Origin of the sequence: Phocaeicola dorei, from assembly GCF_013009555.1 — a bacterium.
Lineage (GTDB): Bacteria > Bacteroidota > Bacteroidia > Bacteroidales > Bacteroidaceae > Phocaeicola > Phocaeicola dorei.
The window spans coordinates 1,295,772-1,317,484 of sequence record NZ_CP046176.1; the positions used below are offsets into that span (position 1 = coordinate 1,295,772).

Here is a 21,713-nt window from a genome sequence, read left to right on the forward strand (position 1 = left end):
ATGTTATATTTTAAAAGGGTTATTAATTTCTTTGTTTCTTATTTCTGTCCATAATAGGCATTGGGACCGTGTTTGCGGCTGAAATGCTTTTCTATTAATAAAGAATTCATCGTTAAATGAGGGTTGGCGGCAAAAGCGATACTTGCCATTTGGGCTACCTGTTCCATGACTACTGCATTATGCACAGCATCATTGGCATCTTTTCCCCATGCAAAAGGACCATGATTTTTTACTAGTACTCCCGGAGTATGTACAGGGTTCAGTTTCTTGAAACGTTTCACAATCACATTGCCTGTTTCCTGTTCATAGGCACCTTTTACTTCCTCTTCTGTCATATCTGCGGTACAAGGAATGGCGTCATGGAAATAATCGGCATGAGTCGTTCCGATATTGGGAATATCCATTCCGGCTTGTGCCCAGGCGGTGGCATAGGTGGAGTGGGTATGTACCACTCCACCTATTTCGGGGAATGCTTTATATAGAACTACATGGGTGGGAGTATCTGAAGACGGACGAAGAGAACCTTCTACCACGTTGCCGTCCAGATTTACTACAACCATGTCTTCAGCTTTCATATCATCGTATGATACACCACTGGGTTTGATTACTACCAAGCCTGTTTCACGATCAATGGCAGAAACATTTCCCCATGTAAAAATAACTAGTCCGTGTTTCACCAAATCCAGATTGGCACGGAATACTTTTTCTTTTAATTTTTCTAACATAATGAATAATTGGGTAATGTGGCAATATGCTAATTTGTCAATTGGCAAATTATTGCATCGGCACATTATTTTAAAGTTTAAATTTCGGATCCTTTCTGTAGGCCTTATCATTAAATTTATAAAGATAAGCACCTCGTCGGGAACCTGATTTGTCTATCAAATCTGTTTTTTCAATGAAATCCATTTCGGCTACCCGCTTGCGGAAATTCCGCTTGTCCATCGGTTCGCCATAGATTGCTTCATATAGATTTTGCAACTGTGTCAGGGTAAACAATTCGGGCAGCAGGTTAAAACCAATTGGATTGTATGATGCTTTGTGCTTCATTAGTTCACGTGCTTTGGAAATCATGATCGGATGATCGAAAATGAGCTGTGGCAGTTCGTCTATTTTTGTCCAATGGGCATTGTGCTGCTGCACTAGTTCCCTGTCATATTCATTTACATTGACTAAAGCATAATAGGCTACTGATATAACTCGTTCTCCTGGATCGCGCTCTAAGTCGCCAAATGTGCCTACTTGTTCCATATATACATTTTCCAATCCGGTCAGTTCTGCCAATACCCGTTTGGCGGCAGCGTCTACACTTTCGTCTTCTTGTACGAATCCTCCCATCAAAGACCATTTTCCCATAGCTGGTTCAAAATTTCGTTTTAGTAGAAGCAGTTTTAATTCTCCTTCGTCAAAACCGAAAATGATACAGTCTACAGATACATAGAATTTAGGATTTATGTTATAATAGGTGGTCATGGTTTAGTGTCGGTTTAAAATTAACAGGCTGTATTCTTCAAGATAATTCAAAGCATACAGCCTTTAATTTATGGTTTACCAGAAATAAGCATAGAATAGTGCGCAAAGCAGAACTACACCTAAAGAGGTTATAACATCCCATTTGTTCCAGCTCTTTCTGATAAGTTCCTTGTAACTGCCGGTAAAGGTGATGGCTTCCACTTGTTTGGCGGTTGGAGCCGGAGTGAAGCATGATACAACAACCATTAACAACAAAAGGAATACAAGTAACCATATTTCAAAAATAAGCCAGTTTGTCTGCCAAAACCAAGTTGTATTTTCCCAAAACCAGCCGGTCATCACATCTTTTCCGGTGTTGGTGAGGATATTAGTCAGCAAACGGATCATACCAATTAGGAAACCGACAATCATGGCAGTTTCACCGGCTTTCGGAGTGATTTTCTTGGAGAATATACCAAGTGCAAATACGGCTACCATTGCAGGTGCAAGGAGAGACTGTATACCTTGCAGATAGTCGTAAAGGCTGCCGAGACTCATCATTACAGGAATCCATGCCATGCCGAGGATAACTACAACTACGGTAGCGATACGTCCTACCATAACATAAGTAGCTTCACTTTTGTTCTTAAACATGGGTTTGTAAAAGTCTTCTGTAAAAAGTGTGGCACATGAATTAAAGAAAGCAGCCAGTGAAGCAACCAATGCACAGATGAATCCAATAGTTACAATACCTTTTACACCGGCAGGCAGAACATCCTTTACCATTACAGCAAAAGCTGCATCTGTATTTGACATATCAAATTCACCTTTTGCAGCCAAGGCGGCAGCTACCATCCCCGGAATAAGAAACATGAAGACAGGCAGGATTTTAAAATAACCGGCTGCAATAGTACCTCTACGGGCACGCTTCATTACTACATCATTATCTTCGCCTTTACGTTGTCCAAGTACACGCTGTACGATATGCTGGTCGGTACACCAATACCAGAAACCGATGATAGAAGCTCCGATAAATACCCAGAATCCAGGATAATCTTGATACATCGGGTCTGCTTCAGTCCAGTGAAACATATGGTTGGCACCATAAGCGTGTCCGTCTGCTCCTATATTCATGGCGCTACGCGCATGATCCATCATTTCTGTCCATCCTGTAGCAATATTACCGTCTCCCAAGGCTGACAGTCCCAGGAAAAGAACCAAGAAAGAACCAATGATTAAAATAGGGGTTTGAATAGCTGAGAGGGTCATTACTCCTTTCATTCCACTCAGTACGGTGAAGATGCCGGTCAAGACAATAAGTCCGATTGCCCCATACCAAAAAGGAAGTCCAAGTAAAAACTCCAAAAAGATACCTCCGGTATAGGCGGTTACACTAACTTTAGTAAGAATGTAGGCTATCAATGTGATGATAGAAAGCCATGAACCGGTACGCGGGGTATAACGGTATTTAAGGAAATCGGGCATGGTAATGATTTTGCCCATTTTATTATTTAATAGTTGGTAGAATGGAACAAAAAGCCATCCTAGAAGAAGAATCATCCAACCTTGCATTTCCCAGTGTGCCATACCTACTCCGGATTTGGCACCGGTTCCTGCCAAACCTACCAGATGTTCCGAACCGATATTGGCTGCAAAGATAGCAGCACCAATGATGTACCATGGCTCACCTTTACCAAATAGATAATCTTCACTGCTTGCTCCTTGTTGCGAGCGTTTGTCTTTTTGTACAGAGCGCCATACCGCCCATATCACAGCTACAATGCCGACTGCCAGTATTGTCCAGTCCAGCCAGATGAATTCATGTGAATTCCAATTCATGATATTAAATATTTAAAGTTTAACAATTATTTTTCAACACCGAATTTAAAGATACATTGGCTGTGATAGGTCTGTCCCGGTTCCAGGATTACAGAAGGCCATTGTGATTTGTTGGGGCTGTCGGGATAGTGCTGTGTTTCCAGACAAACAGACGCGCGTTGCGGATAAGTAATTCCCTTTTTCCCTTTTACAGTTCCATCCAAAAAGTTGCCTGTATAGACTTGTATTCCCGGTTCATTAGTATATATTTCCAAAGTGATACCACTAGTGGGGCTGGTCAGTTTGGCAGCCAGTTGGTTGATATCACCTTTCGTGTTAAGTACCCAATTGTGGTCGAACCCGTTGCCGAATTTTATTTGTTCGTTTTCAAAATTAGTCACATCGGGGGCAATAGTTTTAGGAGTATTGAAATCAAATGGAGTTTCTGTTACTGCTATCATTTCTCCAGTGGTCATGAATGTGCTGTCAACGGGAGTGATGCTGTCTGCATTTACATAAAGAATATGGTCGGTGGCTGGATTGGCAGGGTTTCCACTCAAGTTGAAATAAGAGTGGTTAGTCATATTGATAACAGTCTTTTTGTCAGTTGTCGCTTTGTAGTTTATGTCGATGACATTGTCTCTTGTCAGTGCATAAGTAACAGTAGCGGTTACATTTCCCGGAAAATTGGCATCTCCATCTGGTGACTTCATAGTTAGTGTCATAGTACTGTCGTTTAATTGGTTTGCTTCATAAACTTGGTATTGCCATCCTTTAGGACCTCCATGCAGGCAGTGGCCAAAATTATTTTGGGGCAGTTGAATGGTTTCTCCATCTATTACGATGACTCCTTTATTAATACGGTTGGCATAGCGTCCGATAGAAGCACCGAAGTCGCTGGGAATATTTTGGTAGTCAGCAATGCTGTCAAAACCCAGCACTACGTCTTTTAGATTTCCGTTTTTGTCAGGGACCATGATAGATACAATACGTCCGCCAAAATTGGTTACGCATACTTCCATTCCGGCTGCATTTTTTAGCGTATACAGTTTAACAGGTTTTACGCCATCCACTATTGTTTCATAATTAGTGGGGGCTAATCCGGACTTTGTAAGTGCTTCTTGAGATTGTTTGGGAGCGCAAGCACTTAACAATGTCAGTGCGATACCGGTTCCCAGAAAGGTTTTTTTCATGCTTTTCATGATATAAAAGTACTAATTAGTAATAGAGTATATGATTTTGGGTGTAAAAGTAACACTATTACTAATACATTGGATATGAAAAGAGTATGTTGTGCAACATAAAAGTGTATTTCCTACACTTTTATAGCATAAAGAAGAAAAAAACCGCTTTGGATTCAAAGCGGTTTTTTCATATGTTAGCGAATTTGAGATATTTTTTATACCAGCTTGCGAGAACCGTCACTGATGACTACATCGTAAACTTTTGGACTTCTTCCGAATTTTTCTTTGAATCTTTCTTTGGCAGTGGTGATGAATGTTTCGTATAGTTCATTTTTAACTAGGTTGATTGTACATCCACCGAAACCTCCACCCATTACACGTGAACCGGTAACACCGCAGTCGAAAGCAACATCATTCAAGAAATCAAGTTCCTCACAGCTTACTTCATACAATTTACTCATGCCATAGTGAGTTTCATACATCTTCTGTCCTACGGTTTCGTAATCACCTCTTTCCAAAGCGTCGCAAACATCGAGTACACGTTGGATTTCTTCAATGACGTATTCTGCACGCATATAGTCTTCTTCACTGATCTCGGCTTTTGCTTCCTGCAACATTTCCATTGTACAATCACGTAAAAATTCTACATGAGGATGTTTTTTCTGAATGGCAGATACGGCAGCTTCACAACTTTGACGACGCTTATTGTATGCAGAAGAAGCCAATTCGTGTTTGACTACTGAGTCAACTAATACTAAACGGTAACCTTCCGGTTTGAAAGGGAAATATTGATATTCTAATGAACGACAATCCAAACGGATCAAACTACCTTCTTTTCCAAATACAGATGCAAATTGATCCATAATACCGCAATTTACACCACAATAATTATGTTCTGTTGCCTGACCTACCTTGGCTAATTCAAATTTATCTATTTTGTTGTCGCCGAAAAGTTCGTTGATAGCGAAAGCGTATGTACTTTCCAATGCAGCAGATGAAGACATACCTGCACCCAAAGGTACGTCACCCGCAAAAGCAGTGTCAAAACCTTTCACATCTACACCACGTTTGATCATTTCACGGCAAACGCCGAAAATATATCTTGCCCAACTGGCTTTAGGAGCATCTTCTTCGTTCAAACCGAACTCTACATAGTCTTTTAAATCAATAGAATAAGCACGTACCTTATTGGTACCATTAGGTTTGATTTCAGCAATCATACCTTTATCTACTGCTCCGGGAAATACAAAACCACCGTTATAGTCGGTATGTTCTCCAATAAGGTTAATACGTCCGGGTGATGCATATACTGAACCTGTTGTACCATCAAAATGTTTGATGAAGCGACTTCTTACGTATTCTATATCCATGATATTAATAGTTTAAAGTTAATACTATATGTTTTTATAATTATTCTACAGGAATGTCTTTGTTTACGTTCTTGCATCCTATCAAACCATAGAACAACAGATAAGCAAGCAAAGCGATAATTAACCAATAGCTGGCCATATATCCCACAGCGTCAGAAATGAATTGCTGCAATAATGGGAAAATACCGCCACCGACAACCATCATCATAAAAATACCTGAAGCTTGTGCGGTATATTTGCCTAAACCCTCTACAGCGAGGTTGAAGATACCTCCCCACATAATGGACGTACATAAACCACAAAGTACCAAAAATAGGGCACTGACAGGTACAGAGGCCATTTCGAATCCATTTTCTACACTATATCCCGGCATAGAGACAGTGATTTCTTTTGGAGTGAAGATTGCGATTAATATAAAACAGATAGCTGTTGCGGAAACAACAATCAATTGTGTGCGTGTAGCTACTTTACCGCTGATGACACTACTTGCAGAACGTCCCACTAACATGAGCAACCAATAGATGGCAGCAATAGCACCACCGATAGCGGCACCGTTGGCAAGCAGGCCCGCACCTTTTTCCGTTGGGTCGGCAAGGTAGAAATTTAATGTGCCTGGAATACCGATTTCAATGCCTACATATACAAAGATACCGATTACACCTAATACAGTATGGCGAAAATTCCAAGGACTATGAGAGAATTTCTCTTTTTCATGACCTGCTTTTCTTAGATGGGGCTCTGGAATAGCGATGAATGAAAGAGCGATAAACGCTGATACGAATACACCCATTGCGATGAAAAGCAGAGGAGCTACATCTGACATAGCTGTTTGAGGGGTGACAGAACCAATCAAGGCACCTACGAAAAGCGGAGTCAAAGTACCCGACAATGAGTTTAGAGCACCACCGGCTTGGATTAATTGGTTACCTTTGTTACCACCACCACCTAAAAGATTTAGCATCGGGTTAACTACTGTGTTCAGCATACATACACAAAAACCACAGACGAAGGCACCAAGCAGGTAGATAATAAAATTCATTTTAATGGCATATTCTCCTAAATTGAATACGTCTATATCTGCACCGAACAAACTGGAAATATATTGGATAAACAAACCGATGAAACCTACTGCCATGGCAATGAGGGCTGTTTTTTTATATCCGATTTTTACAAGCATATTACCTGAAGGAATCCCCATAAACAGATATGCAAGGAAATTCATCATATTTCCCATCATACCCAAGGTATTGGCACCTGCATATTGGTTTTTCCATATTGTGCCGAAAGGCGCAGCAAGATTAGTAACGAAGGAAATCATCGCGAAAAGGAAGAACATTGTAATGATAGCGATGATATTACCGTTCTGTTTTTGTTGATTCATGGTCTTGAAAAAATTATAAGTTTATAAATTAGGTTATTTCATAAAATTATTTTTCTACACCGAATTTGTAGATGGTTACTTGACTGTAAGTTTCCCCCGGATGTAGAACACAAGAAGGGAAATGGCCTTTATTGGGTGTATCAGGAAAATGTTGTGCTTCAAAACAGATGGCACTTCTTGCTGGGAAAGTTGCTCCATGAGCACCTTCGAAACCATTATGCCAGTTTGAAGTATAAACTTGTACGCCGGGCTCTGTAGTGTATACTTCCATGCTACGACCGCTTTCGGGCTCCACACATTTTGCTGCAAAACTCAGTGTGCCTGCTTCACGTTTGTTTAATACATAGCAGTGGTCATAGCCGGCACCGAATTTTAGCTGTTCGAATGGGTCATTGATTCTACTGTCTACTCTTTGAGGAGTACGAAAATCCATAGGAGTACCTTCTACTTTGGCAATTTCGCCTGTAGGGATTGATACATTATCTATCGGAGTATAAAAATCAGCATTAATGGTTACGATGTTGTTATCAACGGTTGCCGTAGGATTGGCAATGCCTGATAGGCTGAAAAAACCATGGTGAGTGAGGTTTACCAATGTTGTTTTGTCTGTTGTAGCGTGGTAAGTAATGATGAATTCATTTTGATTACTTAAAGTGTACGTTACGTGAATATCCAAATTTCCCGGAAATCCTTCTTCGCCATCAGCAGATAAATAATGCAATTTCAAATTTTGTGGAGTTTCCTGTTCTGCATCCCAAATGCGGGTATGAAATCCGGTAGGACCGCCATGCAGCGAGTTGGGACCATTGTTGATAGTCAGTGAATATTCTTTCCCTTCTAAAATGAATTTGCCTCCTGCTATACGGTTTCCGTAACGACCGATAAGAGTACTGAGGAAAGGTTCGTGGCTATTGATTACATGGGTTATACTATCATGTCCTTGAATGACATTGGCATATTTACCGTTTTTGTCCGGAACCATAATAGCTAATACTGCTCCACCATAGTTGGTAACAGCTATTTCAGCTCCGTTTTCATTTTTCAGAATGAAGAGGTCTGTTTGTTTCCCGTTCACTGTTGTCTGAAAATCGGCCCGTTTCAGGCCACATAAATTCTCATCGGAAGTAGATGTGTTTATCATGTTATTGAAAATCTTTTTATTGTATGTATAAAACTAATGCAAATAAAAAGATTTTCTTCGGTATTCCCAAACTTTTTCTATAAAAGTGAACGGACTAAACGTGAAATTTTAATAAATCCGCAACGATAAAGCTGCTTCCTCCAACAAAAATAAAGTCATTTTTGTTAGCTTTTTCTTTAGCGGCTGCTACAGCGGTTTCTACATCAGGATAAGCATCTCCGTGCAGCCTGGATTGCATCGCTAAGCTTTGTAATTCTTTTTCGGATAAAGCGCGTTTTACACTGGCTTTGGTAAAATAATATGTGGCATTTTTAGGAAGCATGGACAATACTCCACTGATATCCTTGTCGTTTACCATACCTATTACAATGTGTAATCGTTCATATTTCTGATGTTTTAATTGTTCTATGATATACGAAATTCCTCCTACATTATGTCCTGTATCACATATTAAAGTCGGTTCACTTTCTAATTTTTGCCATCTTCCCATCAGGCCGGTGAGTTCACATACTTGTGAGAACCCTTTACGTATATTACTTTCGGTAAGCTGATAACCTGCTTGTTTTAATAGGCGGATGGCAGATAAAAGCGTATTGGTGTTTTTAAGTTGGCAAAGTCCTTCCAGCTCGCCTTCCAGATTGAGGTAGTCGGTTGTTTGATATATTCGTTTACCTTTTTCATTTATACTGGAGGAGTGTAATAACTGTTCTTCTTCTGCAAAGTAGATAGGAGCGTTTACTTCTTTAGCACGAGTTGTAAATATAGGTTTGGTTTCAGGTGTGGTTTCACCAATAACTACCGGAGTCTTTTCTTTGATGATTCCGGCCTTCTCTGTGGCTATTTTGGCTAATGTATTACCTAAAAATTGTATATGGTCGAAACTGATATTAGTTATGACACATAGATCCGGACGGATGATATTTGTACAATCTATTCGTCCTCCCAGGCCGACTTCTATAATGGCTACATCTATTTGGCTCTGGGCAAAATAGTGGAAAGCCATTGCGGTAGTCAGTTCAAAGAAAGAAGGATGCAGAGGTTCAAAAAAGACACGGTGTTTTTCTACAAAGTCTATGACATATTCTTTGGATACAGGAATTCCGTTGACACGTATTCGTTCACGAAAATCTATCAGATGTGGAGAAGTGTAAAGTCCTGTCTTGTATCCGGCTGATTGTAAAATGGCGGCTAAAGTATGTGAACAAGAGCCTTTTCCATTGGTTCCGGCTATATGAATGGTTCGGAATTGGCGATGAGGATGGTTGAAATACTCGTCTAAAAGATAAGTATTCTCTAATCCTGCTTTGTATGCATCTTTTCCTATATGTTGGAATAATGGGGCACTATTATATAAATAATCCAATGTTTCTTCGTAATTCATGGCAAATGTTTTTATTTACCGCAAAGTGTCACAAAAGAATGCCAGGCAGATATAAAACCTAGTATTCTTTCTGTGACACTTTGTAGTATAAAAATTAATCGAAGAAGTTTTTGAACTTCTTGAATATTTTTTCTTTAATGCTTGTATTCGGTTTGAAGTTATCCGATTCTTGCATTTTCTCTAGTGCTTGTTTTTCATCTTTATTCAATGTTTCTGGAATATATACGCTTACATTGACTAATAAATCACCTGTACCGTTACTGTAACCATAACTATTGACGTTGGGCAATCCTTTACCTCTTAGGCGTAAGACCTTACCTGGTTGGGTGCCTGGTTCAATTTTTACTTTTACTTTGCTATCAATAGTTGGTATTTCTACAGTGCCTCCTAAAGCAGCAGTCGGAACGCTTAGTAACAGATTGTAAATCAAATCATTTTCATCGCGTATTAGGTCTGGATGGGATTCTTCTTCTATGACAACAAGTAAATCACCGGGAACACCGTTATGTTTGCCCGCATTTCCTTTTCCATTGACAGAAAGTTGCATTCCTTCAGCCACACCGGCAGGAATTTTCACTTCCACGACTTCTTCTCCGTATACAATACCTTCTCCTGCACAAGCTTTACATTTGTTCTTAATGATTTTCCCTTCTCCGTTACATTGTGGACATACGCTTTGTGATTGTACCATTCCAAAAATGCTTTGTTGGGTGCGGGTGATACTTCCTGTTCCATGACAAGTGGGACACGTTTCCGTTCCTCCTTCTCCTTCGGCTCCTGAACCATGGCAATGGTCACATGTTACGTACTTTTTCAGTTTGAATTTCTTTTCTACTCCCGTAGAAATTTCTTTTAAGTTCAGTTTTACTTTTACACGGAGGTCTGAACCACGGAACTTGCGTTGTGCGGAACGTCCGCCACCGCCGAAACCTCCAAAGCCTCCGAAACCTCCTCCATGTCCACCGAAGATGTCACCGAACATAGAGAAAATGTCATCCATGGACATACCTTGTCCGAATCCTTCAAAACCGCCACCGGCGGCTCCACTCATTCCTGCATGTCCAAATTGATCGTAACGGGCGCGTTTATCCGGGTTGCTCAACACATCATAGGCTTCGGCTGCTTCCTTGAATTTTTCTTCCGCTTCTTTATCCCCCGGATTCTTGTCCGGATGATATTGTATTGCTTTTTTGCGGTATGCTTTTTTTATAACATCAAGGGTGGCTGTTTTGTCCACCTCCAGAACTTCGTAATAGTCTCTTTTTGCCATGTCGTTTTATGATACTGTTTTATTGAGCCACAACTACTTTGGCGTGGCGTATTACTTTGTCATTCAGCTTATAACCGGTTTGTACACAGTCCAATATTTTCCCTTTCTTCTCTTCAGAAGGAGCTGGGACTAATGCAATTGCTTCGTGATAATCGGTATCAAAGTTCTCACCGTCAGTCTCTATTTTCTGAAGTCCTTCCTGGTTCAATACTTTCAGGAATTTGTTGTAGATCAACTCAATTCCTTCACGCATTGCTTTTACATCATCCGAAGTTTCTGAAGTTTTTACAGCACGCTCCAAGTCGTCCAAAATAGGGAGAATGGCAGTAATGGCCTTTTCTCCACCATTCTTAATCAATTCGGCCTTTTCTTTCATGGTGCGTTTACGGTAATTGTCAAATTCGGCTGAAAGACGCAGGTATTTGTCATGCTGCTCTTCTATTGTTTTCTGAGCTTCCGCCAATTCCTTATTCACCTTCTCTTCAGCGTTCAGTTCTTCTGTTGCTTCTTTCTGAGTTTCTTCATCAATGGCAGCTTCTGCCGCTTCCTGATTTTTCAAAACTTCCTCGTCTTGAGGTTGGTTCTTCTCTGTTGGGTTCATATTCTTATTAAACTTTTTGTTTTTCTTATTTTTACTCATAACAGTCAGGTCTTTTAGGTTAATTTACTGCTAACAAATTTCGTGCCTAGTTGTTTCCTTAGAGTGATAATTTTGCAAAAGTACGGAATTTCTGCCACACTGGCATACTTTTCTGAATTAAAATACCTACCTTTGCAATTTCAAAATAGAATAATTATATAAATAAGGTATATTAGGATGATTACAGTTTCGAACTTGGCCATTCAATTTGGTAAAAGAGTGTTGTATAATGACGTAAATATGAAGTTCACCAATGGTAATATTTACGGGGTTATCGGTGCGAACGGCGCCGGAAAATCTACTTTCTTGAAAGCAATTTCAGGTGAGCTGGAAACGACTAAGGGTTCAGTGGTATTAGGACCGGGCGAACGTCTGTCTGTATTGAGCCAGGATCACTTTAAGTGGGATGAATATACAGTCATGGATACGGTTATGATGGGACATACTGTGTTGTGGAACATTATGAAACAGCGTGAAGAACTGTATGCGAAAACTGATTTTACAGATGAAGATGGCTTGAAAGTTTCTGAACTGGAAGAGAAGTTTGCCGAACTGGATGGTTGGAATGCCGAGAGTGATGCAGCTTCTTTGTTGAGTGGGTTGGGCATAAAGGAAGACAAGCATTATATGTTGATGGGGGAACTGAGCGGTAAGGAAAAGGTGCGTGTCATGTTGGCACAGGCACTTTACGGTAATCCTGATAACTTGTTGTTGGATGAACCTACCAATGATTTGGATATGGATACGGTGACTTGGCTGGAGGAATATCTTTCTAATTTCGAACACACGGTGTTGGTGGTAAGTCATGACCGTCACTTTTTGGATTCTGTTTGTACTCATACTGTAGATATTGATTTCGGTAAAGTGAATATGTTTGCCGGTAACTATAGCTTCTGGTATGAATCAAGTCAGTTGGCACTTCGCCAGCAGCAGAACCAGAAGGCTAAAGCTGAAGAGAAGAAGAAAGAGTTGGAAGAATTTATCCGTCGTTTTAGTGCCAATGTGGCTAAGAGCAAGCAGACAACCAGCCGAAAGAAGATGTTGGAGAAACTGAATGTAGATGAAATTAAGCCGTCGTCCCGTAAATATCCCGGTATCATCTTTACTCCGGATCGTGAACCGGGTAATCAGATTTTGGAAATATCCGGCTTGCGTGCGGAAACTGAAGACGGTATGGTATTGTTCAATGATGTGAATTTTAATGTAGAAAAAGGAGATAAGATTGTCTTTTTGAGCCGTGATCCGCGTGCCATGACTGCTTTTTTTGAAATAATCAATGGAAATCGTACTCCGCAGGCTGGTAAATTCGCGTGGGGCGTTACTATTACTACGGCTTATTTGCCTTTGGATAATACGGATTTCTTTGAAAGTGATTTGAATTTGGTAGATTGGCTGAGCCAGTTTGGCGAAGGTAACGAAGTCTATATGAAAGGTTTCTTGGGGCGTATGTTGTTTTCCGGAGAGGAAGTATTGAAGAAAGTGAATGTGCTTTCCGGAGGTGAGAAGATGCGTTGTATGATTGCCCGTATGCAGTTGCGTAATGCGAACTGTCTGATTTTGGATACTCCAACTAACCATTTGGACTTGGAATCAATTCAGGCTTTCAATAATAATCTGAAGACTTATAAGGGAAATGTGCTGTTCTCTTCCCACGACCACGAATTTATTGAAACGGTGGCGAACCGTATTATTGAATTGACCCCGAATGGTATCATTGACAAGATGATGGAATATGATGAATACATCACTTCTGATCATATTAAAGAAATGCGTGCGCGTATGTATGGAGATAATTAAATTATAAATATGAGCTGAAAAAGAAAGAGTCATTGGGAGCCATTGTTCCTGTGGCTCTTTTTTTATGGTTTAGCCGCAATTCTCATTCTGTATGAATCATAATGAGTTCAAAAATCTATGATAATGGACGATAATCCATGTCGTTATATTAGAATTAGGATTATTTTTGTGTCCATTAAAAACATGAAATGATACTTATGAAAAACTTAATTTTGATTTTGATTTTTGCAGCTGTTAGCTTGAATACGATGGCTTCCAATCCTGTACATGTGATTATAACTGCCGGACAGTCTAATACCGATGGACGAACTCCTAATGAAGATTTGCCGGCATATATTAAAGCATTGGCTACGGACACACTGACGTATACCGAAGGTGCCTACCGTTATTGTCAGATAGCTCAGAATGACGGGAAAGGAGAATTTATTCCTTTCTGGCCTCGTGCCAAACGTAGCGGAAAAAATAATATGTGGGCTTTTGATGCAGTGACATATTATTGGTTGGAGCAGTTGTTGCAGGAGAAATTTTATGTGGTGAAATGGGCTGTTGGCGGAACTTCCATTGCACCTGATTATAATGCTTCCAAGGGACGTTTTTGGTCTGCGGCTCCTGAATGGCTGGCACAGGCTAAGCCAACTTCTGATGGAGGAAATTCCTTGTTGCTTTCTTTCATTCAAGAGATAGACATGTGTATAGACAAAACTCTTTCCCGGCTGAAGGATGGCTATCAGATAGATGCATTTCTTTGGCATCAGGGGGAAAGTGATTATGCTAAAAGTAAAGATTATTACCGTAACTTGAAGACAATGGTGGCTTATGTGCGTATGCATCTGACAGAAAAAACCGGAAAGGATTATTCTCGTTTGCCTTTTATTTTTGGTACTGTTGCCCGAAGTAATAAATATTTCAGCAGAGAAGTGGAGAATGCGATGAAGCAATTGGCTGCTGAAGATCCGAACATGCACCTGATAGATATGTCAGGCGCAGAATTGCTAAATGACAGACTTCATTTTACGGCTCATTCGGCAGAGTATTTGGGACAACAGGTATATAAGCAGTTGGAACAAATTATTAAAGGAGTTATCGTCAGGACTGATGAATTGAAAGGAAAACGTTTGGGAATTATTGGAGATAGTTATGTGAAGAATCATAAGGAACCTGTTAAGAATACCTGGCATTATAAATTTGCCGAGAAGCATGGTATGGAATATTTAAATTATGGCAAGAACGGCAGCAGCATTGCTTATAGTAGCCCGCGTTGGGGGGAAGCGATGTATGTAAGATATAAGGAAATGCCGGATGATTTGGATTATGTTATTGTTGTGGGTGGGCACAATGATGGTTTTAAATTGGATTCAATTGGCGGTATTGATGTATTTAAAGAGAGGCTGGCAATGCTGTGTGAAGGGCTTATTGAAAAGTATCCCACAGCTAAGATTTTTTTCTTTACCCGATGGAACTGTAAAAACTTTGCGGGAAGTGATGCTGAGAAAGTGGTGGATGCTATGATTGAGGTTTGTGGAAATTATAGTATTCCTATTTTTGACAGCGCCCGAAAAGGAGGAATTTATGCAAATAATGATCATTTTAGAAAAATATATTTTCAGAACAGCAAAAATAATACAGATACTGCACATTTGAATGAAAAAGGTCATGAACGTTTCTTGAAAGTGGCTGAGAGTTTTATATTGCAATACTGAATAATGTAAATGTAATGAATTATTTTTGAAATGTGATGACGCAGAAATAATCCATTTACAAATTACTTACTGTTCGGAGGAAAAAGTGAGGTATTCTTTCTCCGCTAGGGAAAGTAATTCTCTTTTGATTTTCTAATAGTCGGTTTGCTTTGTTGTAAATGTCAACTGAAATGTCTTGCTCTCTGGACTTGGCAAAAGAGTGATTGGCAGTAATGATGCGTCGGGATGAAAGTTTCAGTGTCCAGCGTATATCTTCAGCAGCTACATAATGCCGAGTAGGACGCATGACGTGAATGCGCAATATATATCCTTTTGCCAGTGCCTCATTGACTGTTTGCAGATTTCCTGCCTCTAGCCGGATACCAATAGCTCATTTGGACATAGTGTAATCTTGCGCTTGAATGCTTCCCATCCATGATACGAGGTCTTTCGGATTATTTAAAACTGGATTTATTAACTGTTGGCTGTGCAGACGGATGGTAGGTATCATTTCAGATAATTTCCATCAAACGATAAAGGTAAAAGTCCACTTACGTTTTCTAATATATAAATATCAGTCTTACTATAAAGCAGTATCCGCATGGGTTTTCCATATCGTTTTTCAGTTTCTAATAATACTTGCCGACAGGCACCGCAAGGAGGAATAGGTGTGTCAAGAAAATCATTTTCTGTGCGGGCAGCAATGGCAAGTGTTTTTACTGCTTGATCCGGATATTGAGAATTGGCATAAAACAAAGTGGTACGTTCTGCACAAAGACCAGATGGGTAGGCTGCATTTTCTTGATTGGTTCCGGTAATAACGATATCATTTTCCAACAGTGCGGCGGCTCCAACAGCAAAATGTGAGTAAGGAGCATAGCTTCTTTTCGTTGCTTCACACGCAGCGTCTATCAGTTTGCGGTCCTTCTCTGTTAGTTCGTTATAATGGCAAGCCTCTATGTTTATTTCCAGTTTGATTTGTTTCATGATACGTTCCTCTTTGTTTTCCTGCAAATGTAATGTTTTGTTTTTAATCTCCCATGTTTCTTTTCTAAAATCTGGTTTTTAATTTATTTACTTTCTTATTGCTTGTCAGAGTTGAATGTGAAAAGAATAATATGGTTACCGATAAAAAAGGAGAAAGTTGCAACTTTTTCTTTTATTTGTGCGTCTAATGAATATATAATTAAAAAAGAGAAAGATTATGTTAGCAACAACAACACCTACTATCGAAGGAAAACGTATAACCAAATATTATGGCATTGTAACAGGTGAAACTATTATCGGCGCTAATCTGTTTCGTGATTTTTTTGCTAGTATTCGTGACATTGTAGGCGGTCGTTCCGGTTCTTATGAAGAAGTACTTCGACAGGCTAAAGATACCGCGTTACGAGAAATGCAGGATCAGGCTGCTTTATTGGGAGCTAATGCTGTAGTTGGGGTGGATTTGGATTATGAAACTGTGGGGGACAGTGGTAGTATGCTGATGGTAACCGCAAGCGGCACAGCTGTCAGAATAGAAGATTGAGGTAAAGCAGATGTGCCTGTTGCAATATTTTTTAGGTTTATTGCAACAGGTACGTTTGCTTTTACTGTATTAGGGTATTCCTAATATCTCTTTGGCCTTGTTTTTACTTGAAATGAAATCTAGTGAGTTGACAATATTATCGTAATTTGTTGTGTCAGCTATATGGTCTTTCAATACTTGTAACATTTTTAACTTGTCATTATCAAAAGTATAAAGTGACATAAGTTTAAGGCATTGTGCGCAACTTAATTTTTTATTTATAATGGCCTTTTCCAGAGTTGAATCTTTGAACACGGAATTTTTTGTTTCATTGTATATCTTTTCAAATTCGTTATCGTCTATTGAACCAACGGTATGGAGGGATATTTTGCTGGAATATAGGTCTCCTACTGAAGTTTCTTTAGCTATTTCATTGTAGGAATCCATGCCTGTTACCTTTCCGTTTCTAAATTCGATAATTAGAAATTTGCAAGACGTTGCAATTCCTCCGCTCTGATATTCCCATTGTTCCAAAGAACCATCGAAACGTCGGAAATCGGGTTTTCCAAGAAGTTGGCCTATTTCTTCTGTTGTCATTCCCTGCTGTACCTTCCATGCTTTCTGCTTGATACTTCCTGTGGTATGACAGCCGACAAGTGTTATACTGATAACAAGCAATAATAATTGTTTAAATTTTCTCATATATTTATGTTTTTGTGTGTTGTTTAGGTTGAATTACCATCGGTCAGTGATTCCCAATATTTTACGTGCATCATCTTGTTTAAATAAAGAATCCAGTGTCTTGATGATTTCTTTTCCATTTTCACGGTCTACAATGCGGTTGGAAACCATTCTTAATACTTTCATTTTTTCATCGTCCCATGTAAATATGGACATGAGTCGGGCAGTTTGTTTACAGGTGAAGTAGTTGTTTACAACTCCTACAGATAATAATTCCATTTGGTCGTCCTTAAATGCTTTGTTTTTTACTTTTTTATAGAGGTTTTCAAAATCATGTGGATTCATAGCTTTGTGTTTTGGTCTGTGCGGGCCAAAATGATCAGGGTGGCTGGGTGGAACTACCGTAATTATTTCATTTGGCGGACACACTGCAACTGGAGGCGGAGTAATGTTGGGCTCAAAAGAATCCATGTTTGTTACCATTCCGTCTACAAAATCGATAATAATTACCGTGTTTGCAGCTGTGGACATATTGGTCTTGGTGTATTCCCATTGTTCCGAGCCGTTGTCGAATCTACGGAAATCGGGTTTTCCAAGTAAATGGCTGACTTCTTCTTGGGACATCCCTCTCTGTACTTTCATAATAGTGCTACTAGTAGTCAAACCGCAACTGATGACTAAAGTACAAATGGTTAACGCTAATAATGTTTGTTTCAATCTTCTCATTTTTTTGTTTTTTTGTTTGTAACAAAGATAAGTTGGGAAAAGGTATATTCTTCTATCTTTTTCCCTATTTATTTTTAGGGATTTCCCTACTGTTTATATGGTAATTCTTCTAAGAACTGAAATTTATTGTTAGGAAGATTGAGTTTGAAATCTTTAAATTCATATTCTGGAAGATTGGTTGTATTTTTCTCTTGTTGGAAATGTGATTGATTATTTTAACTTCATCTATAATTAATGTAAAAACTTTATTTTCACTTTTAACTTCTTGTTCTCGGGTGGTTCTAACCTATAAACTTTTGACGAATAGATGATAAACGAAGATAAAATTAGGGAAGTATGGGCTTCCGACCCGGAACGGGGATTTAAATTGTTGATAGATTTTTTTCAACAGCCCATATATTGGCATATCCGGAGATTGGTTGTATCACATGAGGATGCAGAGGATATTTTGCAGGAAGTCTTTATTCGCGTCTTTCGCCATCTTCCTCAGTTTAGGGAGGAAAGTTCATTGGGAACATGGATTTATCGGATAGCGACCAATGAGTGTCTCCGTTTTCTGAATATGCGTAAAGAACAAGCTGTTTCGGCGGAAGAAGTTCAGGAAGAGTTAATGAATAAGTTGATGGCGTCAGATTATGTGGATTATGAGAACGAAATGGCGGTGAAATTTCAGCAGGCTATTTTGATGCTTCCTGAAAAACAGCGGGTAGTTTTCAATCTTCGTTATTATGATGAACTGGAATATGAAGAAATTAGCAGGATTACGGACACGAAGGTGGATACGTTGAAAGTGAATTATCATTATGCAAAAGAGAAGATAAAAGAGTACATGATAAATAATTAAAGATAGGATGGAAAAGGAGTTTGATTTTAAGAATATTGGGAAGCGGATGCCTTATCGTACCCCTGATGGCTTTTTCGGAAAAATGCAAAAACAAGTATTGGAGCGTACCCAGGCTGAGAGGTTTAATAGGCAGAATAGAATAAAATTGATTATTGGGGCTACTTTAGCTATTGCGGCTGTCATGTTGGGAGTTCTTTTCTTTCCGATATCTCAACCTGTGGCAGAGGAGTTGCCTTCTCATTCACTTATTGTTTCTACGGATTTAGACTCTTCTTATTCAGATACTTTGGATCGTTATATAGAATCTATGTCTGATGAGGAATTAGCAGAATGGGTGGAATTGTCTGAAAATGATATATTTATAAATTGATTAATCACTAAAAACAAAAAAATGATGAGAACAAAATTTTTTTTAATGGTGTTGGCAGCCATTGTTATGGGAAGTCAGGTAACACTTTTTGCCCAAGAAAAGAAAGAAACTAAATCTGAAAGAAGGCAGTTTAATAAAGAACAGATGCTGGAAATACAGTGCAATCAAATTATAAAAGGATTGGCATTGGATGACGCAACGGCTGCTAAATTTATTCCGGTGTATAAACAATACATGGAAGAAATGCAGGCTACTCGTCATATGGGAGTTTGTCGAAATGTTGCAAATAGAACGGCCGCCGATAAACAGATCCCCAAACCGGTCCCTACAGATGCTGAAGTGGAGCAGGCTATTAAGGCACGTTTCGCGCAGAGTAGAAAGATACTGGATATTCGTGAGGAATATTATAATGAGTTTCGGAAATTTCTTTCTCCTAAACAAATTCAGAAAATGTATAATATGGAGAAACACAATGGTGATAAATTTCGTAAAGAGATGAAAAAAAGACAAGGAATGAAAAAGCAGCATGATGGAAGAAGACATATGTCACAGGGCGATGTGAAGAAGTAAATATGGGTGAAATGGGAAAAAATAGTACTTTCATTGTCTTTATGGCTTTATTCTTTTAGTGGCTGCTGTTTATGGTAGCCACTATTTTGTTTTCTCATTGGAAGTATATATTTTTGTGAAGCTAACAGTAGCTATTTAATTAATAAAAATAATATGATGAAAGTAAAGAAATTAAGTGGCAAAGTTCAGGATGCACAACAAATACCGACCTTATTTGATCATGAGAACATAATGTATTATCCTATTAATATAGTGAACTGGAAAGAATATCCTTATCAACCTCAAGTCTCTTTTCGTATAGCCTATACAAATGATGCTATATTAGTTCATTATAAAGTAGTAGAAGATAGTGTTCGTGCCAAATACGGTGAAGATAACGGTAGTGTCTGGACAGATTCCTGTGTGGAATTTTTCTCTATTCCTGCGAGAGATGGCGTTTATTACAATTTGGAATGTAACTGTATCGCTACGATTCTTTTAGCAGCAGGTTCGGAGCGTAGTAATCGAGAAATGGCTCCTCTTGAAATAACAGATCAGGTGAAGCGTTGGGCTAGTTTGGGCAGAGAAACTTTTGAAGAAAAGATAGGAGAATGTACTTGGGAGGTTGCTTTGCAGATTCCGTATAAGGTATTTTTTAAGCATACCATTACCAAGTTGGATGGAATGGTTGTACGAGCTAATTTTTATAAATGTGGAGATGAATTGCAAAAGCCTCATTTCTTATCATGGAGTCCTATAAAAATAGAGAAGCCGGATTTTCATCGTCCGGATTTCTTTGGACTTTTGGAATTCGAATGAAATTCGTAATTAATTTAAAAAGATTGCATACAGCTGGATAAAAATGGTAAGTTTGCAACTATATATAACGGATAAAGTATAGTAGCGATTTTGAAACAGTTTTATATGATGAAACATACGTTGAAATTTATATTAATCGGGTTGCTTTGTTGTCTATGTAATTTTACAGTGCAAGCGCAAACCCGTAACCGGCAGTATGAGGAATATATTCATAAGTATAAAGATCTTGCTGTCGATGAGATGAAACGGTATCGTATTCCTGCCAGCATCACTTTGGCTCAAGGATTATTGGAATCAGGGGCGGGAAAAAGTACGCTGGCTCGTAAATCCAATAATCATTTTGGTATAAAATGTGGTGGTGACTGGACTGGTCGTACTGTACGGCATGATGATGATGCCCGTAATGAATGTTTTCGTGCCTATAAGCACCCTCGTGAGTCATATGAAGATCATTCTAAATTTTTAAAAGGACGTTCACGTTATGCATCTCTTTTTAAATTAAAAATCACCGATTATAAAGGATGGGCACATGGGCTGAAGAAGGCGGGATATGCTACTGACCCTCGCTATGCGTATCGTTTAATTGATATCATTGAATTATATGAATTACATAAGTATGATACCAAGGATGGTATAAAGTGGATGAAGGAATTCCCAAACCCGCATCAGCCTTATTTAGCTAATGATTTACTTTATATTGTGGTACGCCCGGGGGATACATTTAAAAAACTTTCTAAAGAATTTGATATCAGTCAACGTAAGTTGAGGAAATACAATGATCTTTATAAAGGATATGTATTGAAACCAGGTGATATTATTTATTTGGATAAAAAGCATCGTCGTGCGGATAAGGAACACATAGTTCATGTTGTCCGTGAGGGAGAATCTATGTATTCCATTTCCCAAAAGTATGGTATTCGTCTGAAGAATTTATATAAGATGAATAAGATGAAACCGGAAGATTCTTCTCCTAAAGTAGGTGATATATTGCGTTTGCGTTAGTCATTATAGTACGGTAACTGATGTTTAAAAACGTACAGGGTGTCCGATTTCGGACACCCTGTACGTTTTGTTTGTTATTGATTATCAATAAGTTGCTTTCTT

21 protein-coding genes and 1 pseudogene are annotated in these 21,713 nt (G+C 39.0%); 8 read left to right on the top strand and 14 right to left on the bottom strand.

All coding sequences use genetic code 11. The annotated features are described in order from the left end of the window. Positions 1–38 precede the first annotated feature (38 nt). The 10 genes from GKD17_RS04995 to grpE form a co-directional block, all read right to left on the bottom strand. Positions 39–725 carry an L-ribulose-5-phosphate 4-epimerase gene (locus GKD17_RS04995; RefSeq protein ID WP_007837198.1) on the bottom strand — a complete coding sequence of 229 codons (687 nt, stop codon included), beginning with the start codon at positions 723–725 and terminating at the stop codon, positions 39–41. A gap of 70 nt (positions 726–795) precedes the next feature. Next, entirely contained in the window at positions 796–1,473 is a 678-nt protein-coding gene (locus tag GKD17_RS05000) for an NUDIX hydrolase (RefSeq protein WP_005846195.1), read from the bottom strand. Between the two features lie 75 nt (positions 1,474–1,548). Next, positions 1,549–3,291 carry a sodium:solute symporter gene (locus tag GKD17_RS05005; RefSeq protein ID WP_007837199.1) on the bottom strand — a complete coding sequence of 581 codons (1,743 nt, stop codon included), beginning with the start codon at positions 3,289–3,291 and terminating at the stop codon, positions 1,549–1,551. A gap of 26 nt (positions 3,292–3,317) precedes the next feature. Then, positions 3,318–4,472 (bottom strand): aldose epimerase family protein, encoded by a 1,155-nt coding sequence (locus GKD17_RS05010; protein ID WP_007837200.1) that lies wholly within the window; start codon positions 4,470–4,472, stop codon positions 3,318–3,320. Positions 4,473–4,669: 197 nt separating this feature from the next. Next, on the bottom strand, positions 4,670–5,824 hold the full coding sequence (galK, locus tag GKD17_RS05015) for a galactokinase (RefSeq protein ID WP_007837201.1): 1,155 nt from the start codon (positions 5,822–5,824) through the stop codon (positions 4,670–4,672). Positions 5,825–5,864: 40 nt separating this feature from the next. Beyond that, positions 5,865–7,205, bottom strand: a complete 1,341-nt coding sequence (locus GKD17_RS05020) for an MFS transporter (RefSeq protein WP_007837202.1) — start codon at positions 7,203–7,205, stop codon at positions 5,865–5,867. A 46-nt stretch (positions 7,206–7,251) separates the two neighbouring features. Beyond that, positions 7,252–8,346: an aldose epimerase family protein gene (locus GKD17_RS05025; RefSeq protein WP_007837204.1), complete on the bottom strand. Its 1,095-nt coding sequence runs from the start codon at positions 8,344–8,346 to the stop codon at positions 7,252–7,254. Positions 8,347–8,440: 94 nt separating this feature from the next. Continuing rightward, positions 8,441–9,727, bottom strand: coding sequence for a bifunctional folylpolyglutamate synthase/dihydrofolate synthase (locus GKD17_RS05030; RefSeq protein WP_007837206.1), 1,287 nt, complete (start codon positions 9,725–9,727; stop codon positions 8,441–8,443). 94 nt (positions 9,728–9,821) lie between these two features. After that, entirely contained in the window at positions 9,822–10,997 is a 1,176-nt protein-coding gene (gene dnaJ, locus GKD17_RS05035) for a molecular chaperone DnaJ (RefSeq protein ID WP_005846209.1), read from the bottom strand. 19 nt (positions 10,998–11,016) lie between these two features. Beyond that, a complete protein-coding gene (gene grpE, locus GKD17_RS05040) occupies positions 11,017–11,637 on the bottom strand; it encodes a nucleotide exchange factor GrpE (protein ID WP_005846211.1) in 621 nt (206 codons plus the stop codon). A 177-nt stretch (positions 11,638–11,814) separates the two neighbouring features. On the opposite strand from grpE, the gene GKD17_RS05045 reads away from it, so the two are divergent. Together GKD17_RS05045 and GKD17_RS05050 are read left to right on the top strand one after the other, a co-directional pair. Continuing rightward, positions 11,815–13,434 (top strand): ABC-F family ATP-binding cassette domain-containing protein, encoded by a 1,620-nt coding sequence (locus tag GKD17_RS05045; protein WP_007837207.1) that lies wholly within the window; start codon positions 11,815–11,817, stop codon positions 13,432–13,434. A gap of 188 nt (positions 13,435–13,622) precedes the next feature. Continuing rightward, positions 13,623–15,134 carry an SGNH/GDSL hydrolase family protein gene (locus GKD17_RS05050; RefSeq protein WP_007837208.1) on the top strand — a complete coding sequence of 504 codons (1,512 nt, stop codon included), beginning with the start codon at positions 13,623–13,625 and terminating at the stop codon, positions 15,132–15,134. Between the two features lie 130 nt (positions 15,135–15,264). Here GKD17_RS05050 and GKD17_RS05055 read toward each other — a convergent pair. Together GKD17_RS05055 and GKD17_RS05060 are read right to left on the bottom strand one after the other, a co-directional pair. After that, positions 15,265–15,624, bottom strand: a pseudogene (locus tag GKD17_RS05055) (DNA glycosylase AlkZ-like family protein); the annotation flags it as partial. Next, a complete protein-coding gene (locus GKD17_RS05060) occupies positions 15,621–16,100 on the bottom strand; it encodes a cytidine deaminase (RefSeq protein WP_008652806.1) in 480 nt (159 codons plus the stop codon). The gene GKD17_RS05060 and the pseudogene GKD17_RS05055, both read right to left, overlap by 4 nt. Positions 16,101–16,317: 217 nt before the next feature. Between GKD17_RS05060 and GKD17_RS05065 the strand changes: the two genes are divergently transcribed. Continuing rightward, entirely contained in the window at positions 16,318–16,641 is a 324-nt protein-coding gene (locus GKD17_RS05065; protein ID WP_005846220.1) for a heavy metal-binding domain-containing protein, read from the top strand. A 69-nt stretch (positions 16,642–16,710) separates the two neighbouring features. On the opposite strand, the gene GKD17_RS05070 is transcribed toward GKD17_RS05065, so the two are convergent. Further along, the gene (locus GKD17_RS05070; RefSeq protein ID WP_007837213.1) at positions 16,711–17,322 is read right to left on the bottom strand and encodes a DUF4476 domain-containing protein; all 612 of its coding nucleotides are present in this window, start codon (positions 17,320–17,322) and stop codon (positions 16,711–16,713) included. A gap of 33 nt (positions 17,323–17,355) precedes the next feature. After that, positions 17,356–18,027 (bottom strand): DUF4476 domain-containing protein, encoded by a 672-nt coding sequence (locus GKD17_RS05075; RefSeq protein WP_007852934.1) that lies wholly within the window; start codon positions 18,025–18,027, stop codon positions 17,356–17,358. Between the two features lie 307 nt (positions 18,028–18,334). On the opposite strand from GKD17_RS05075, the gene GKD17_RS05080 reads away from it, so the two are divergent. The 5 genes from GKD17_RS05080 to GKD17_RS05100 all read left to right on the top strand — a co-directional run bounded on the left by GKD17_RS05080 (position 18,335) and on the right by GKD17_RS05100 (position 21,611). Then, the gene (locus GKD17_RS05080) at positions 18,335–18,871 is read left to right on the top strand and encodes an RNA polymerase sigma factor (RefSeq protein WP_007837219.1); all 537 of its coding nucleotides are present in this window, start codon (positions 18,335–18,337) and stop codon (positions 18,869–18,871) included. A gap of 7 nt (positions 18,872–18,878) precedes the next feature. Then, positions 18,879–19,241, top strand: coding sequence for a hypothetical protein (locus GKD17_RS05085; RefSeq protein WP_007837221.1), 363 nt, complete (start codon positions 18,879–18,881; stop codon positions 19,239–19,241). A gap of 21 nt (positions 19,242–19,262) precedes the next feature. Next, complete coding sequence (locus tag GKD17_RS05090) at positions 19,263–19,811, top strand: hypothetical protein (protein ID WP_007837223.1); 549 nt, start codon at positions 19,263–19,265, stop codon at positions 19,809–19,811. 156 nt (positions 19,812–19,967) lie between these two features. Continuing rightward, positions 19,968–20,609 (top strand): carbohydrate-binding family 9-like protein, encoded by a 642-nt coding sequence (locus GKD17_RS05095; RefSeq protein WP_007842451.1) that lies wholly within the window; start codon positions 19,968–19,970, stop codon positions 20,607–20,609. A 105-nt stretch (positions 20,610–20,714) separates the two neighbouring features. After that, on the top strand, positions 20,715–21,611 hold the full coding sequence (locus GKD17_RS05100) for a glucosaminidase domain-containing protein (protein ID WP_007837249.1): 897 nt from the start codon (positions 20,715–20,717) through the stop codon (positions 21,609–21,611). Positions 21,612–21,713: the final 102 nt, after the last annotated feature.